Raw genomic sequence first — 15,491 nt, forward strand, 5'->3', positions numbered from 1 at the left:
AGGAGCTTCATCATGGAAATCGTCTACATTGCTGCCGCCATCATCATCAGTGTTAGCGCCCTGACCACTGGCTTTGGTTTCGCCATGCTGGGTGGCAAGCTGCTGGACAACACCGCTCGTCAGCCTGAGCTGAGCGACCAGCTGCAAACTCGTACCTTCATCATGGCCGGTCTGCTTGACGCCGTACCGATGATCGGTGTTGGTATCGCGATGTACCTGATCTTCGTTGTTGCCGGTTAATGCAGCTTGACCGAGCGGGCAACCGCTCGGTTTTGTTTCACTCCGGTCGCCACGAATTTGTCAGAGGTACATCCCTGTGAATATCAACATGACGCTTATCGGGCAAACGATCGCCTTCGCGATCTTTGTCTGGTTTTGCATAAAGTATGTGTGGCCTCCGATCAGCAACGCGCTTCACGAGCGTCAGAAAAAGATTGCTGATGGCTTGGACGCAGCCAGCCGTGCGACGCGTGACCTTGAGCTCGCTCAAGAGCGTGCCGAGCAGACGCTGCGTGAAAGCAAGGAGCAGGCATCTCAAATCCTCGAGCAAGCGAACAAGCGCTCTGCGCAGATGATCGAAGAAGCACGTGAACAAGCACGTGCCGAAGGCGAGCGTCTGGTGGCCAGTGCTCGGGCTGAAATTGAGCAAGAAATCAATCGCGCGAAAGACGAGTTGCGTGCGCAGGTTTCTCACCTTGCGATCATAGGCGCCGAGCGTGTTCTTGAAGCCTCTGTTGACGAGAAAGCGCACCGCGACTTGCTTGATAAGCTTGCCGCTGAACTGTAAGGAGGTGATCCATGGCGGAACAAACGACCGTCGCTCGTCCTTACGCCAAAGCGGCGTTTGAATACGCGCGCGATCATCAGGCACTGGATACCTGGTCTCAGTCACTGGCAATGGCAGGTCTCATTGTCAAGGATCATCAGGTCGCCAACCTGTTAGGTAGTCCCAAACTGGGTAGCGAACAGAAAGTGGCGTTGCTGGCTGACATGCTGGGCGACGGTGCCGATGACGCTTTCCAGCGGTTTCTCACCACCCTGGCCGACCAGCGTCGGTTGATGGCGTTGAGTGCAATCGCTGAACAGTTTGAACACCTTCGCGCAGAACATGAAAAGCGTATCGACGTCACTGTGGTTTCAGCCTACAAGCTGGATAGCAAGCAGCAGACCAAGCTGGCAAACGCGCTCAAGAAACGTCTGAATCGCGAAATCTCCATTACTACTCAGGTCGACAAGTCGCTCATCGGCGGTGTCATCCTGCGTGCCGGCGATACCGTCATTGACGGTTCGGTGCGTGGTCGATTGAACCGTCTTTCCGAAGCGCTGACCGCTTGAGTCTGAGGGACATGGCATGCAGCAACTGAATCCTTCCGAGATCAGCGACATCATCAAGCAGCGAATTGAGAAGCTTGACGTCGCATCCGAAGCCCGTAATCAGGGCACCATCGTCAGCGTTTCCGACGGTATCGTGAAAATTCACGGCCTCGAAGACGCGATGTTCGGTGAAATGATTGAATTCCCCAACAGCATCTTCGGCATGGTACTCAACCTGGAGCGTGACTCCGTGGGTGCCGTTGTCCTGGGTGACTACCTGCAGCTTGAAGAAGGCATGACCGCTCAGTGTACCGGTCGTATTCTTGAAGTTCCGGTAGGCCCCGAGCTGGTGGGTCGCGTTGTCGACGCGCTGGGTAACCCCATCGACGGCAAAGGCGACATCAATGCCAAGCTGACCGACGCGGTAGAAAAGGTAGCGCCTGGCGTTATCACCCGTCAGTCCGTTGACGAGCCCATCCAGACGGGTCTGAAGTCCATCGACGCCATGGTGCCGATCGGTCGTGGTCAGCGTGAGCTGATCATCGGCGACCGTCAGATCGGTAAATCCGCCATTGCCATCGATGCGATCATCAACCAGAAAGGCAAGGGCGTGACCTGTGTCTACGTGGCCATCGGTCAGAAGCAGTCGACCATTGCCAACGTGGTGCGCAAGCTCGAAGAGCACGGCGCGATGGAGCACACCATCGTGGTGGCGGCTGGCGCTGCCGACCCGGCACCCATGCAGTTCCTGGCGGCCTACTCCGGCTGCACCATGGGCGAGTACTTCCGTGACCGTGGCGAAGACGCACTGATCGTGTATGACGATCTCTCCAAGCAGGCCGTTGCCTACCGTCAGGTATCGCTGCTGCTGCGTCGTCCGCCGGGTCGTGAAGCTTACCCGGGTGACGTGTTCTATCTCCACTCCCGTCTGCTGGAGCGCGCCGCGCGCGTCAACGCCGACTACGTCGAGAAGTTCACCAACGGCGAAGTGAAAGGCAAGACCGGTTCCTTGACCGCGCTGCCGATCATCGAAACCCAAGGCGGTGACGTATCGGCCTTCGTTCCGACCAACGTCATCTCCATCACCGATGGTCAGATCTTCCTGGAAACCAACCTGTTCAACTCCGGTATTCGTCCGGCGATCAACGCAGGTCTGTCGGTTTCTCGTGTTGGTGGTGCCGCACAGACCAAGATCATCAAGAAGTTGGGTGGTGGTGTGCGTCTGGCGCTGGCTCAGTACCGCGAACTGGCGGCGTTCTCTCAGTTTGCCTCTGACCTGGATGAAGCCACGCGTAAGCAGCTCGAGCACGGACAGCGTGTTACCGAGCTGATGAAGCAGAAGCAGTACTCGCCGATGTCCGTGGCGGAAATGGCCCTGTCTCTGTACGCTGCCAACGAAGGTTACCTGGACGATGTGAGCGTCGAGAAGGTGCTGGGCTTCGAACGTGCTCTGCACGACTACATGAAGTCCGAGCACGGCGAACTGCTCGACAAGATCAACCAGACCGGCGACTACAACGGCGAGATTCAGGACGGTTTGAAGTCGGGTCTCGAGAAGTTCAAGGCGACTCAGAGCTGGTAATGTCTGGCCCGCCTGCGGGCGGGCTTGCATGCTTTCTGAGAGCCACGAACGAAGGGTAGATCGCTATGGCAGCTGCAAAAGAGATACGCACCCAGATCGGGAGCATCAAAAATACGCAGAAGATCACCAGCGCCATGGAAATGGTGGCTGCATCGAAAATGCGTAAAGCGCAAGATCTGATGAAGTCCAGTCAGCCCTACGCCAAGCAGATCCGTAATGTGGTAGCCCATATTGCGGATGCAGACGTAGAGCAGGAAGACAAGCACCGCTACATGGTCGAGCGCCCTGTCAACCGCGTGGGTTATATCGTGGTGTCGACAGACCGCGGCCTGTGTGGCGGCTTGAACGTCAACCTGTTCAAGGCCGTTCTGAAAGATGCGATGGCCTGGAAACAGCAAGGCGCTGAGCTGGACTTCTGTGCCCTTGGCTCCAAGGCCGGTGCCTTCTTCCGCAATTATGGTGGCAACCTGGTTGCTGCCAAGAGCGGATTAGGTGAAGCACCGACCGTCGAGGGTCTGATCGGTAGTGTGAAGGTCATGCTGGAAGCGTACGATGAAGGTCGGCTGGATCGCCTGTACGTGGTGTACAACGAGTTCGTGAACACCATGACGCAGCGCCCGGTCGTGCATCAGATCCTTCCGCTGTCCACTGACATGGGCAGCGAAGAGAAGCATGACGAAGAAAACGCCCGTCCCGGAAGCTGGGACTACCTGTATGAACCGGATGCCAAGGCGTTGCTGGACAGCCTGTTGGTTCGATTCATCGAATCGCAGGTGTATCAGGCGGTAGTCGAAAACGGTGCGTGCGAACAGGCCGCCCGTATGATCGCTATGAAGAGTGCCACTGATAACGCGGGCAACCTGATTGACGATCTGGAGATGGTTTACAACAAGGCCCGTCAGGCCGCCATCACCCAGGAAATTTCCGAGATCGTCGGCGGCGCTTCTGCCGTTTAACGCCGAGGGAGTGGTCTGACTGACAGGTCATTCCCGGCAGACAGGTTTCATTTGCAGGTTTTTGAGAGGAACCAAGATGAGCGGACGTATCGTACAAATCATCGGCGCGGTGATTGACGTAGAGTTTCCGCGGGACTCTGTGCCCAAGGTCTACGACGCGCTGAAGGTCTCCAATGTTGAGACCATCCTCGAAGTCCAGCAGCAGCTGGGCGACGGCGTAGTACGCGCCATTGCCATGGGCTCCACCGAGGGTCTGAAGCGTGGCCTGGACGTGGTCAACACAGGTGCCGCGATTTCCGTACCGGTGGGTAAGGAAACGCTGGGCCGCATCATGAACGTGCTCGGTGAGCCGATCGATGAAGCGGGCCCGATTGGCGAGCAAGAGCGCATGCCGATCCACCGTAAAGCCCCCAGCTATGCCGACCAGGCAGCTTCCAACGAGCTGCTCGAGACCGGTATCAAGGTCATCGACCTGGTATGCCCCTTCGCGAAAGGCGGTAAGGTTGGTCTGTTCGGCGGCGCGGGTGTCGGTAAAACCGTCAACATGATGGAGCTTATCCGCAACATCGCCACCGAACACAGCGGCTACTCCGTATTCGCCGGTGTGGGTGAGCGTACTCGTGAGGGTAACGACTTCTATCATGAAATGACCGAATCCAACGTTATCGACAAGGTAGCGCTGGTCTATGGTCAGATGAACGAGCCGCCCGGCAACCGTCTGCGCGTAGCGCTGACCGGCCTGACCATCGCTGAGAAATTCCGTGATGAAGGCCGTGACGTTCTGCTGTTCGTCGACAACATCTATCGTTACACCCTGGCCGGTACCGAAGTATCTGCACTGCTGGGCCGTATGCCTTCAGCGGTAGGTTACCAGCCGACGCTGGCGGAAGAGATGGGCGTTCTTCAGGAGCGTATCACTTCCACCAAGACAGGCTCTATCACGTCGGTGCAGGCCGTTTACGTTCCTGCGGATGACTTGACTGACCCGTCTCCTGCGACCACCTTCTCCCACCTTGACGCTACCGTGGTACTGGCGCGTTCCATCGCTGAGCTGGGTATCTACCCCGCCATCGATCCGCTGGACTCCACGTCACGTCAGCTGGACCCGCTGGTCGTCGGTGAAGAGCACTACGAAGTGGCGCGTGGCGTGCAGAACGTTCTGCAGCGTTACAAGGAACTGAAGGACATCATCGCGATCCTGGGTATGGACGAGCTGTCTGACGAAGACAAGCTGGCCGTATCTCGTGCGCGTAAGATCCAGCGCTTCCTGTCTCAGCCGTTCTTCGTGGCTGAGGTATTCACAGGCTCACCCGGCAAGTATGTTTCTCTGAAAGACACCATCCGTGGCTTCCAGGGCATTCTGGCTGGCGAGTATGACGATCTGCCGGAACAGGCCTTCTACATGGTCGGCTCCATCGACGAAGCTGTCGACAAAGCCAACCAGATGAAGAAGTAATCCCGTCCATTAGGGGGATTCGCTATGGCGAATAGCTTCACTTGCAATATCGTCAGCGCAGAAGCATCCATCTTCTCAGGCAAGGTCGAGCAGGTGGTGGCTTCCGGGATCATGGGTGACCTCGGCATCTTGCCGGGGCACGCCCCGCTGCTGACCGAGCTTCAGCCGGGCCCGATCCGCGTGATCCACGATGGCGGCAAGGAAGAAAACTTCTTTGTCTCTGGCGGCTTCATGGAAGTCCAGCCAGATGTCGTGACGATCCTGGCAGATGCCGCTGCTCGTGCCGGTGACCTCGACGAGGCCGCCGCCGAGGAAGCGCGTCAGCAGGCGCTGAAAGCCTTTAACGACAAGTCGGCAGAGCTGGATTATACCCGTGCTGCTGCTGAACTTGCCGAAGCCGTTGCCCAGTTGCGAACGATCCAGCAACTGCGCAAAAAGGCGGGTAAAGGCTAGTTACACGCACTGTGTACCCAAACGCCCCTTAAACCCGACCAGGGTTTAAGGGGCGTTTTTTTTGTCTGTTAGTATGGTGGTCAGTCGTCCCGGATTTGAATGGCATCAGGAGAGAGCGATGGCGCTGAACGAAGAAGCCTTACTGGAATTGAAAACCGAGCTGCTCGAGGAGCTGGTCAAGGAAGAGCCCAGCAAGGCGCAGTTGGCGGAACGCCTCGCCGAAATTCGCTCGGCCGACATTGGCGAAGTGCTGGAAGAGCTGATCGAAGAGGATGAGGAGCTACGTGCGGCCCTGACGGTGCTGGACATACTCTCCACCGAGCGAGCCGCCAATGTGCTGGGCTATCTGCCAGGCGAGAGTCAGCTCGAAGTCGTCGGTGAGCTGAGCGACACCCAAGTGCTCAAGCTGCTGGAGGAGATGGGGTCGGACGAGCGGGTGGATCTGTTCAACCTGCTCGATGAAGATCGCCGCGAAGCGTTGTTGCGTCGCATGGCGCACCAGGAGCGGGAAGATCTCAAGCGTCTGGCCAGCTACGAAGAAGGCACGGCCGGCGCCATCATGACCTCTGACTATGTAGCGATAGCCAGTGGCATGACGGTGTCACAGGCGATGATGCGGGTACGACAGACAGCGCCGGATGCGGAAACGGTCTACCAGCTCTACATCCTCGACAAGGAAGGCGAGCTGGTGGGAACCATGTCGTTGCGGCAGCTGATGGTCGCCCGTCCGGGTGCCATCGTCGATGACATCATGATCAAGGATGTCATCAGCACCCACGTAGACGAAGAGCAGGAAGAAGTGGCGCGTATCGTGGCGCGCTATGACCTGCTGGCGCTGCCGGTACTCGATCAGGATGGGCGCATGGTGGGGATCGTGACCCACGATGATGCCATGGACGTGGCCGAATCCGAGGCCACCGAAGATATCCACAAGGGGATGTCGATTGGCCAATTGGAAGATGGTGTCAGTCGGGTGCCCCTGGCCAGCCTTTACCGCAAGCGGGTGACCTGGCTGGTACTGCTGGTGTTTGCCAACCTGTTTTCGGGGGCTGGTATTGCGTACTTCGAAGATACCATTGCCGCCCAGGTCGCTCTGGTATTCTTCCTGCCGCTGTTGATTGGCAGTGGCGGTAATGCGGGCGCCCAGGCGGCCACGCTGATGGTGCGGGGTATGGCCACCGGGGACGTAGGGGTCAAGGACTGGAGCAAGATGCTGGGCAGGGAGCTGCTGGTGGCCGGTGCGCTGGGGCTGACCATGGCGTTGGCCGTCGCGCCCATCGGGGTCATGCGTGGCGGTGAGGAAGTCGCCATGGTGGTCGCGTTGAGCATGGTCACCATCGTGCTGTTCGGTAGCATGATGGGCATGTGTCTGCCGTTCGTGCTGGAGCGCTTCAAGGTGGACCCGGCCACGGCCTCGGCACCGCTGGTGACGACCTTGATCGATGCATCGGGGGTATTGATCTACTTCACCATCGCCACTGCCATTCTGACCAACGTCTAGCGCATGGCGCTGCTGGCCGCGCGGGTGATGAACATCACTTCCACGTGGCCCAGCCATTCGATGTCACTGGCCAGCGCCTTGAGCTGGCTGGCCAGGCACTGGGGCGGCTGGTGGACCGCGTCACCGATGATCAGCGTGACCGATACCTTGTCGTCCAGGTAGTGAAGCTGCAGATCGTTCAACGTGCGCCATACCGGATGCATGTACCAGCGTTCGTCGAGGGCGGCTTCCACTTCTGGGCGCAAGGGCAGGCCGGGCAGGCGGCTCGGGTCGCCTTCACCGGCGTCGTCTTCCGGGTCCACGTGGAAAATGACATCGGTCAGCAGCGGAAACTCGTGGCGCAGGCAGCGGCTCACCTCGTTGCCAATTTCATGGGCTTCGGAAACGGTGATACGCGGGCCTACCACCACGTGCAGGTCCACCATCACCCAGCCCGCCGATTGGCGCGTGCGCAGGTCATGCACGCTATCCACGCCGGGCACACTGCAGGCCACATCATGCATCTGCTGCTGCACGTCTTCGGGCAAGGCGGTGTCCACCAGCTCTCTGGCGGATTCCCACAGCAGGTCGATGCCGACCTTACCTACCAGTAACCCCACGATGATCGCGGCCACGGCGTCCAGCCACCCCAGCCCATACTGGGCACCCACCAGCGCTACCAGCACCACGGCCGTGGAGAGAGCATCGCTGCGGGAGTGCCAGGCATTGGCTTCCAGCAGCTTGGACTTGACCCGTTTGGCGACCCGCATGGTGTAGCGGAAGATCCACTCCTTGCTGATCAGGGCCAGCACCGTCACCGCGATGGCAAAAGCGCCGGGCGCGCCCACTTCGGTACCGCTCAACAGACGGTCGATGCTCGACCAGGCGATACCGCCGGCCACGAAGATCAGCACGCTGCCCAGCAGTAGCGTGGTCAGCGTTTCGATGCGGCCATGGCCATAATGGTGGTCGTTATCCGGTTCCTGACGGCCATAATGAATGGCGGCCAGGACAAAACCATCGGTGACAAGGTCAGACAGGGAGTGAATGCCATCGGCAATCAAGGCTGCCGAGCCGACCAGAAATCCCACCGCTACCTTGACGATACTCAGCAACCCATCCAGCCAGGCACCAATGTACGTGACACGCTTGGCTTCCTGGCTGTCTATGGCGTTGCTGGGAACCACTGATGATTCTGGGGTCTGAGTCATGGGATACCTTGAAGACTCGCTCTTTCGATAGGCGCTTATTGTAGCGCACCACGGCGCAAGCTCTATACCTTCTTGCCAGGAGTCCTTGGCCAGAGCGGACAATGAAAGCGGGGATGTGTATCCTTGGCAGCTCTGGTACTCCCAGCCATCGCCCTTTGACTCACTGTTTACAGGATGCACCATGGATTGGCTTCAAGTCATTATTCTGGCGTTAGTGCAAGGACTAACGGAATTCTTGCCTATTTCAAGCTCTGCACACCTGATTCTGGTGCCTGAACTGACCTCTTGGGAAGATCAAGGGTTAGCCTTTGACGTGGCACTGCATTTGGGAAGCCTGAGCGCGGTCGTCATCTACTTTCGTCATGAAATCATTCAGATGATCACCAGCACCTCCAAGGCGTTGGTAGGGCGCGGGGTGGATGAAGATGCTCGCTTGGGCATTTGGGTCGTCATTGCGACGATACCCGTCTGTCTGGTGGGGTTTCTGCTCCACGATGTGATTTCAGGCTATATGCGTTCAACCCTGATCATCGGGGCGAGCCTTATCGTTTTCGGCCTGCTGCTAGGCTTTGCCGATTGGCGCAAGCGTGGGACACGTAGTGAGTATCAGATGTCGCTCAAAGACGTGCTCATCATCGGTGGAGCCCAGGTGTTGGCGCTGATTCCAGGCACGTCCCGTTCCGGGATCACCATCACGGCAGCCCTGCTGGTAGGCATGAGCCGAGAGGGCGCGGCACGCTTCTCGTTTCTGCTGTCGATTCCCGTGATTGTGCTGGCTGGAGGACTGGAGGCCGTTGGCTTGCTCCGCGACCCACAGGCCATCGACTGGCCAGCCATGATCGTCGGTACGCTTCTCTCTGGTATTAGCGCTTACTTGTGTATTCACTATTTTCTGGTCGTCATCAAGAAACTGGGCATGCAGCCGTTCGTGGTTTACCGCGTGGTATTTGGTCTCTGGCTGCTGTGGTTCTTCCACTTCTGACCCCGCGCACATTTCAAGGAAAATGCGATGAACATCGGCTATCGCCCTTTTTTGGCTGGCATTGGCTTACTGACCCTGTTGCCCCTGATGGCAGGCTGTTCCGAGAGTGATCGCCCCCTGGAGCCGCCGACCCGATTTGAAGGAGGGGTATTTGGCTCTTTCTACCAGGTGACGGTGATGGATCCGCTGACCCAAGGCCAGGCACAGGCGTTGGAAGAGGGCTTCCTGGCCGAACTCGAGAGCGTGGACCGCTCGATGTCGACCTATCGGGATGACGCCGAGCTGGTAACGTTCAATCATGCGCCGCTGGACGAATGGCAGCCGTTGTCGAATGAGCTGATCGAGGTATTGGCCGTCAGCCAAGCCATTGCGACAGATAGCGATGGTGCCTTCGACGTGACGGTGGGCGGCCTGGTGAATCTGTGGAGTTTCGGGCCAGAGGCGAGGCCAGAAGAAGTGCCCAGCGATGAAGCCCTTGCCGAACGCCTTTCGACCGTCGGGTATGATGCCCTGGAAGTGGATACCCAGCAGATGCAGGCGCGACGCACGCGGGATATCTTTGTCGATCTTTCTGGCGTGGCGAAAGGTCATGCCGTCGATCGAGTGGGTGCGTATCTGGACCAGCAGGGGATCGAGCACTATCTGGTGAACCTGGGGGGAGACATGATCGCCCGTGGTTACCGGGAGCCGGACGAGGAACTGGCTTGGCGTGTAGGTATCGAAGTGCCGGAAGACGGTGAGCAAAGGGCTCAGCATATCGTGCCGCTCAGCAACTTGTCGGTGGCGACCTCAGGCGACTACCGCAATTACTTCGAAGTCGACGGGCAGCGCTACTCGCATACCATCAATCCTCGTGACGGCAAACCGATTACCCATGACCTGGTATCGGTGTCGGTCTTCCACCCTTCCAATGCATGGGCGGATGCCTGGGCCACGGCACTGCTGGTCGTCGGCACGGAAGAGGGAATGGCACTGGCCCTTGAACACGACCTGAGCGTACTGCTGTTGGTGCGCGACGGCGACCGCTGGCGCAGCATCGCCAGCCCTGCGTTTACGAACTATTTTGGTGATGCGCTGCTGGAAGAGCTGGGCATCGATGCCTGGACACCGGCAGTGGCCCAATAACGGTAGGTACTGAACATGCATGATCTCGACATCGTCATTCTGGCCGCTGGCAAAGGGACGCGGATGCGCTCTCCCTTGCCGAAAGTGCTGCATACCCTGGCAGGCAAACCCATGGTGCAGCACGTGCTGGAGACCGCTCAGGCACTGAATCCGGCACGGACCCACGTGGTGATCGGTCACGGCGCTGACCAACTGCGAGAAGCGCTGGCAGAGCATGACGTTCTGTTTGCTCTGCAGGAAGAGCAAAAGGGGACGGGCCATGCCGTGGCTCAGGCCCAGGCTCGTCTGGGCAACGGCGTCGTGCTGGTGCTTTACGGCGATGTGCCGCTGATTCGCCGTGACACGTTGGCCAACCTGCTGACTCAGGTGGATGAGCAGCATATGGGCCTGTTGACGGTCACGCTGGATGACCCTGGCGGCTACGGGCGCATCGTGCGCGATAGTGACGGGCAGGCCGTGGCGATTGTCGAGCAAAAAGATGCCAACGACGAGCAACTGAGCATCACCGAGTGCAATACCGGCATCATGGCCATGACCAGCGCTCAACTGAAGCGCTGGTTGCCCCAGCTCTCGGCAGAGAATGCCCAGGGTGAGTACTATCTGACCGACGTCATTGCCATGGCTGCCAGCGAAGGTATCAAGGTGGCCACGGCGCAGCCCCACGATGCTACCGAGGTGGAAGGGGTCAACAACCGTGCGCAGATGGCCCGTCTGGAGCGTGCTTACCAGCAGCAGACGGCGGAAGCGTTGATGGCCCAGGGCGTTGCCCTGGCAGACCCGGCGAGAATCGATGTGCGCGGCAAGCTCACCTGTGGACACGACGTGTTCATCGATGTGGGTTGCGTCTTCGAAGGGGACGTGGAGTTGGGCGAAGGCGTGCGCGTTGGCCCTTATTGCGTGATCAAGAACAGCACCCTCGGTGCTGAAAGCGTCATCGATAGCCACAGCGTCATCGACTCCACGGTGGCCGCTGGCCATAATCAGATTGGGCCCTACGCTCGTCTTCGCCCCGGCACGCGTCTGGCGGTCAAGGCGAAAGTGGGCAACTTCGTGGAGACCAAGAACGCCGAGGTCGGCGAAGGCAGCAAGATCAACCACCTGAGCTATGTGGGCGATGCCACTCTGGGGCGTGAAGTGAACGTTGGGGCAGGTACCATCACCTGCAACTACGATGGCGCCAACAAGCATCGCACGCAGATTGGCGACCATGCGTTCATTGGCTCCAACAGCGCGCTGGTCGCGCCTGTTTCGATTGGTCAGGGAGCCACCGTGGGCGCGGGCTCCACCATCGCCAAGGACGTGGCAGAACATGCCTTGGCGGTCACTCGCAGCCGCCAGTTGGAAAAGGCCGACTGGCCGCGCCCCACCAAAAAAGCAAACTAACTATCGGTGACACAGGCGCTTGGCGCCTCCAGGAGAGTGGAGTATGTGCGGTATCGTCGCAGCCGTGGCACAGCGCAATGTGCAGGGAATATTGTTGGAAGGACTCAAGCGTCTGGAGTATCGCGGTTATGACTCGGCAGGCATGACGGTACTCAGCAGCGGATCATTGACCCGCCACCGGGCTCTGGGCAAGGTGGCGGCCCTGGAAGAGCGCCTGGCCAGCGAGGCACTGCCGGGGCATTGCGGTATCGCCCATACTCGCTGGGCCACCCATGGCAAGCCCTCCGAGGCCAATGCCCATCCCCACCACAGCAGTGACAATGTCGCCGTGGTACATAACGGCATCATCGAGAACTACGAGCAGATCAAAGAAACGCTGCAGGGCAGTGGCTACACCTTCACTTCCGACACCGATACCGAAGTGATTGCTCACTTGCTGGCCGACAAACTGGCGACCGACAAGACACTGTTCGAGGCGACCCAGGAGATCGTCAGCGGGCTGGGGGGCGCCTACGCGCTGGGCGTGATGAGCACGCACGAGCCCAACGTGGTGGTGGGCGCGCGCCAGGGCAGCCCGCTGGTGGTGGGCGTGGGGATCGATGAGGCCTTCCTGGCCTCCGACCCGCTGGCGCTGTTGCAGGTCACCGACCGCTTCATCTACCTGGAAGAGGGCGATCTGGTCGAGCTGCGCGAACACGGTGTCATCCGCATCGTCGACCGTCAGGGGCACGATGTCCAGCGCCTGGTACATACCTTCGAGCATGGCGATGGCGCTGCCAGCAAGGGAGAGTATCGCCACTACATGCTCAAGGAAATCTTCGAGCAGCCCAAGGTCATCGAGGCAGCGCTGGAAGGGCGCATCAGCGCCAGCAGCGTTCTGGTCGAAAGCTTCGGGCCAGACGCCCAGGCGCTGTTCCAGAAAGCCCGCCAAGTGCACATCATTGCCTGTGGCACCAGCTACCATGCGGGCTTGGTGGCCCGCTACTGGCTGGAGCGCTACGCTGGCGTGCCGGTGCAGGTCGAAGTGGCCTCCGAGTATCGCTACCGCCATCCGGTGGTACCGGATGGCACGCTATTCGTCACCCTCTCTCAGTCTGGGGAAACCGCCGATACGCTGGCAGCGCTGCGGTTTGCCAAAACCCTGGGCTATGTCGGCACGCTGGCAATCTGCAACGTGCCCGGCAGTTCGCTGGTGCGCGAATCGGATATGTCGCTGATGACCCGCGCTGGCCCTGAAATCGGCGTGGCCTCCACCAAGGCATTCACGACGCAGTTGATCGCACTGCTGCTGCTGACGCTTTCCGTCAGTAAAGCGAAAGGCCAGCCGGAGCAGCCGGAGATTCTGGCGGGTCTTCAGGCCCTGCCATCGCTCTGCCAGCAGGTGCTAGGCCTCGATGCGCAGATCGAAGCGCTTTCCCAGGCGTTTGCCGAAAAGCATCATGCGCTGTTCTTGGGCCGTGGTGCCCACTATCCGATTGCTCTGGAAGGCGCCCTGAAGCTCAAGGAGATCTCCTACATCCACGCGGAAGCCTATCCTGCGGGTGAGCTGAAGCACGGCCCGTTGGCGCTGGTGGATAACGAGATGCCAGTAATTTCGGTAGCGCCCAATGACGAGCTGCTGGAAAAGCTGAAGTCCAACCTTCAAGAAGTGCGCGCTCGCGGTGGTCAGCTGTTCGTATTTGCCGATCGCAAGGTAGGCATCAGCGCTCAGGAAGATATCCGCGTACTGGAATTACCGGAGGTGCACGAGGCACTGGCGCCGCTGTTATATACCCTGCCGTTACAGCTGCTGAGCTATCACGTAGCCGTGCTGAAAGGCACCGATGTGGACCAGCCACGTAACTTGGCGAAAAGCGTGACGGTGGAATAAAACCCAAGACACAATTTATTGCAAAGGCCTGCACAAAAGCGCTTTACAGGATGCGGCGAATGGCCGCATCTTATGCGCAATCGCTGCGTTGCAGCACATAGTTAGTGTGCTTATTATCGTGGCGGTACTCTCTTACCCTGCCAGGACCACTTGCCATGAAACCACCTAACGCCCTCGCAGCACGGCACTCCTCCCGCCGAGCCGCTTGGTTGTTGACCGCCCTCTGCTTGACCCTCTTGCCCTCCTTTGCTTTTGCTGCTGCCGGCCCGCTAGACCTGACCTCCTCACTGACCGGTATTGCGGCGGTGACCATCTTCATTCTTGCTTATGCGTTGGTCATGAGTGAAGAAATTATCCACATGCGCAAGTCCAAGCCGGTGTTGGTGGCGGCGGGACTCATCTGGGCCATGGTGGCTTGGGTGTACGTTCAGGCAGGCATGCCTCATGAAGCGGAAGAAGCCTTCAAGGAGACGCTGCTGGAGTACGCCGAGCTGCTGCTGTTCCTGCTGGTGGCGATGACCTATATCAACGCCATGGAAGAGCGGCGTGTCTTCGATACGCTGCGTGCCTGGCTGGTGCGCAAGGGGTTCAGCTACCGAACCCTGTTCTGGATCACCGGCTGTCTCGCGTTTGCCATCTCCTCGATTGCCAACAACATGACCACGGCCATGTTGATGTGTGCCGTCGTCTTGAAGGTGGCTGAGGGAGACAACAAGTTCATCAGCCTGTGCTGTGTCAACGTGGTGGTTGCTTCCAACGCAGGGGGCGCCTTCAGCCCGTTTGGCGACATTACCACGCTGATGGTATGGCAAGCCGGGCAAGTGCCGTTCGAAGGCTTCTTTGCGTTGCTGGTGCCCGCCATCGTCAACTTCATGGTGCCCGCGTTGATCATGAACTTCTTCCTCGTCAACCGTCAGCCCGCTGCCTTGACCGAGGACGTCTGGATGAAGCGCGGCGCGAAGCGCATCATCTTGCTGTTCCTGGTGACCGTGGCCATCTCGGTACTGTGCCATTCGATCCTGTATCTCCCCCCTGCCATGGGCATGATGTTCGGCCTGGGCCTGCTGCAGTTCTTTGGTTACTACCTGCGTCGCAGCCTGCCTCGCTCGCTGGAGCGCAAGCGCGAGCGCTACTCTCGCCGTGGCGATTGGCAAAAGCTGGAGCAACTGGGCAGCGTGGTGCCGTTCGATATCTTCAGCCGGATTGCGCGCTCCGAGTGGGACACGCTGCTGTTCTTCTACGGGGTCGTCATGTGTGTCGGTGGCCTTGGCTTCATGGGCTATCTCAGCCTGCTGTCTGAAACCCTGTACGGCGGCTGGAACCCGGTCTGGGCCAACGTGGTGCTGGGCCTGATTTCCGCCGTGGTGGACAACATTCCCGTGATGTTTGCCGTGCTCTCCATGGCACCAGACATGAGCGAAGGCAACTGGCTGCTGATTACCCTGACGGCGGGGGTGGGCGGTAGCCTGCTTTCCATGGGGTCTGCCGCTGGGGTGGCGCTGATGGGCCAGGCACGGGGCATATACACCTTTGCCGTTCATCTGCGCTGGGTGCCTGCCATCCTGCTGGGCTATGTGGCCAGTATCGCGGCGCATCTGATGATCAACGCCAGCATGTTTTGAAAACCCACCGTTTGCCCAGCGCTGGCCGCTGGGCAGGCAAACAAAACGCCCCTTATC

At 59.2% G+C, this 15,491-nt stretch carries 14 protein-coding genes; 13 read left to right on the plus strand and 1 reads right to left on the minus strand.

Going from position 1 to position 15,491, the window contains the following annotated elements; genetic code table 11:
* Nucleotides 1–12 precede the first annotated feature (12 nt).
* The 8 genes from atpE (at nt 13) to mgtE (ending at nt 7,262) form a co-directional block, all read left to right on the plus strand.
* Complete coding sequence (gene atpE, locus IE091_RS10995) at nt 13–240, plus strand: F0F1 ATP synthase subunit C (protein WP_016915582.1); 228 nt, start codon at nt 13–15, stop codon at nt 238–240.
* Nucleotides 241–316: 76 nt separating this feature from the next.
* The gene (locus IE091_RS11000; RefSeq protein ID WP_016915581.1) at nt 317–787 is read left to right on the plus strand and encodes a F0F1 ATP synthase subunit B; all 471 of its coding nucleotides are present in this window, start codon (nt 317–319) and stop codon (nt 785–787) included.
* 11 nt (nt 788–798) lie between these two features.
* Nucleotides 799–1,335 carry a F0F1 ATP synthase subunit delta gene (locus tag IE091_RS11005; RefSeq protein ID WP_016915580.1) on the plus strand — a complete coding sequence of 179 codons (537 nt, stop codon included), beginning with the start codon at nt 799–801 and terminating at the stop codon, nt 1,333–1,335.
* 16 nt (nt 1,336–1,351) lie between these two features.
* The gene (gene atpA / locus IE091_RS11010) at nt 1,352–2,896 is read left to right on the plus strand and encodes a F0F1 ATP synthase subunit alpha (RefSeq protein ID WP_100731127.1); all 1,545 of its coding nucleotides are present in this window, start codon (nt 1,352–1,354) and stop codon (nt 2,894–2,896) included.
* A gap of 65 nt (nt 2,897–2,961) precedes the next feature.
* Nucleotides 2,962–3,852, plus strand: a complete 891-nt coding sequence (gene atpG, locus IE091_RS11015) for a F0F1 ATP synthase subunit gamma (protein WP_081138484.1) — start codon at nt 2,962–2,964, stop codon at nt 3,850–3,852.
* Between the two features lie 76 nt (nt 3,853–3,928).
* Nucleotides 3,929–5,308 carry a F0F1 ATP synthase subunit beta gene (gene atpD, locus IE091_RS11020; protein ID WP_016915577.1) on the plus strand — a complete coding sequence of 460 codons (1,380 nt, stop codon included), beginning with the start codon at nt 3,929–3,931 and terminating at the stop codon, nt 5,306–5,308.
* A 24-nt stretch (nt 5,309–5,332) separates the two neighbouring features.
* Nucleotides 5,333–5,761: a F0F1 ATP synthase subunit epsilon gene (locus IE091_RS11025; protein ID WP_016915576.1), complete on the plus strand. Its 429-nt coding sequence runs from the start codon at nt 5,333–5,335 to the stop codon at nt 5,759–5,761.
* 118 nt (nt 5,762–5,879) lie between these two features.
* Nucleotides 5,880–7,262 carry a magnesium transporter gene (mgtE, locus tag IE091_RS11030; RefSeq protein WP_039179015.1) on the plus strand — a complete coding sequence of 461 codons (1,383 nt, stop codon included), beginning with the start codon at nt 5,880–5,882 and terminating at the stop codon, nt 7,260–7,262.
* Here mgtE and IE091_RS11035 read toward each other — a convergent pair.
* A complete protein-coding gene (locus IE091_RS11035; protein ID WP_189463653.1) occupies nt 7,259–8,452 on the minus strand; it encodes a cation diffusion facilitator family transporter in 1,194 nt (397 codons plus the stop codon). The two genes, mgtE and IE091_RS11035, sit on opposite strands and share 4 nt — an antisense overlap.
* 181 nt (nt 8,453–8,633) lie before the next feature.
* Between IE091_RS11035 and IE091_RS11040 the strand changes: the two genes are divergently transcribed.
* From IE091_RS11040 to nhaD, 5 genes are all read left to right on the plus strand, one after another.
* On the plus strand, nt 8,634–9,434 hold the full coding sequence (locus IE091_RS11040; RefSeq protein ID WP_039179009.1) for an undecaprenyl-diphosphate phosphatase: 801 nt from the start codon (nt 8,634–8,636) through the stop codon (nt 9,432–9,434).
* 27 nt (nt 9,435–9,461) lie between these two features.
* A complete protein-coding gene (locus IE091_RS11045; protein ID WP_039179005.1) occupies nt 9,462–10,559 on the plus strand; it encodes an FAD:protein FMN transferase in 1,098 nt (365 codons plus the stop codon).
* A gap of 15 nt (nt 10,560–10,574) precedes the next feature.
* A complete protein-coding gene (gene glmU / locus IE091_RS11050; RefSeq protein ID WP_039179002.1) occupies nt 10,575–11,942 on the plus strand; it encodes a bifunctional UDP-N-acetylglucosamine diphosphorylase/glucosamine-1-phosphate N-acetyltransferase GlmU in 1,368 nt (455 codons plus the stop codon).
* Between the two features lie 43 nt (nt 11,943–11,985).
* Complete coding sequence (gene glmS, locus IE091_RS11055) at nt 11,986–13,812, plus strand: glutamine--fructose-6-phosphate transaminase (isomerizing) (RefSeq protein WP_189463654.1); 1,827 nt, start codon at nt 11,986–11,988, stop codon at nt 13,810–13,812.
* Between the two features lie 155 nt (nt 13,813–13,967).
* Complete coding sequence (gene nhaD / locus IE091_RS11060) at nt 13,968–15,434, plus strand: sodium:proton antiporter NhaD (RefSeq protein ID WP_096921754.1); 1,467 nt, start codon at nt 13,968–13,970, stop codon at nt 15,432–15,434.
* The last annotated feature ends 57 nt before the right edge of the window (nt 15,435–15,491 follow it).

Origin of the sequence: Vreelandella hamiltonii, from assembly GCF_014651775.1 — a bacterium.
GTDB classification, from domain to species: Bacteria; Pseudomonadota; Gammaproteobacteria; order Pseudomonadales; family Halomonadaceae; genus Vreelandella; species Vreelandella hamiltonii.

Bases quoted from the DNA above. Each gene is read 5' to 3' on its own strand.
- atpE (WP_016915582.1), top strand. From the start codon at position 13: ATGGAAATCGTCTACATTGCTGCCGCCATCATCATCAGTGTTAGCGCC.
- IE091_RS11005 (WP_016915580.1), top strand. From the start codon at position 799: ATGGCGGAACAAACGACCGTCGCTCGTCCTTACGCCAAAGCGGCGTTT.
- atpA (WP_100731127.1), top strand. From the start codon at position 1,352: ATGCAGCAACTGAATCCTTCCGAGATCAGCGACATCATCAAGCAGCGA.
- atpG (WP_081138484.1), top strand. From the start codon at position 2,962: ATGGCAGCTGCAAAAGAGATACGCACCCAGATCGGGAGCATCAAAAAT.
- atpD (WP_016915577.1), top strand. From the start codon at position 3,929: ATGAGCGGACGTATCGTACAAATCATCGGCGCGGTGATTGACGTAGAG.
- IE091_RS11025 (WP_016915576.1), top strand. From the start codon at position 5,333: ATGGCGAATAGCTTCACTTGCAATATCGTCAGCGCAGAAGCATCCATC.
- mgtE (WP_039179015.1), top strand. From the start codon at position 5,880: ATGGCGCTGAACGAAGAAGCCTTACTGGAATTGAAAACCGAGCTGCTC.
- IE091_RS11035 (WP_189463653.1), bottom strand. From the start codon at position 8,452: ATGACTCAGACCCCAGAATCATCAGTGGTTCCCAGCAACGCCATAGAC.
- IE091_RS11040 (WP_039179009.1), top strand. From the start codon at position 8,634: ATGGATTGGCTTCAAGTCATTATTCTGGCGTTAGTGCAAGGACTAACG.
- IE091_RS11045 (WP_039179005.1), top strand. From the start codon at position 9,462: ATGAACATCGGCTATCGCCCTTTTTTGGCTGGCATTGGCTTACTGACC.
- glmU (WP_039179002.1), top strand. From the start codon at position 10,575: ATGCATGATCTCGACATCGTCATTCTGGCCGCTGGCAAAGGGACGCGG.
- glmS (WP_189463654.1), top strand. From the start codon at position 11,986: ATGTGCGGTATCGTCGCAGCCGTGGCACAGCGCAATGTGCAGGGAATA.
- nhaD (WP_096921754.1), top strand. From the start codon at position 13,968: ATGAAACCACCTAACGCCCTCGCAGCACGGCACTCCTCCCGCCGAGCC.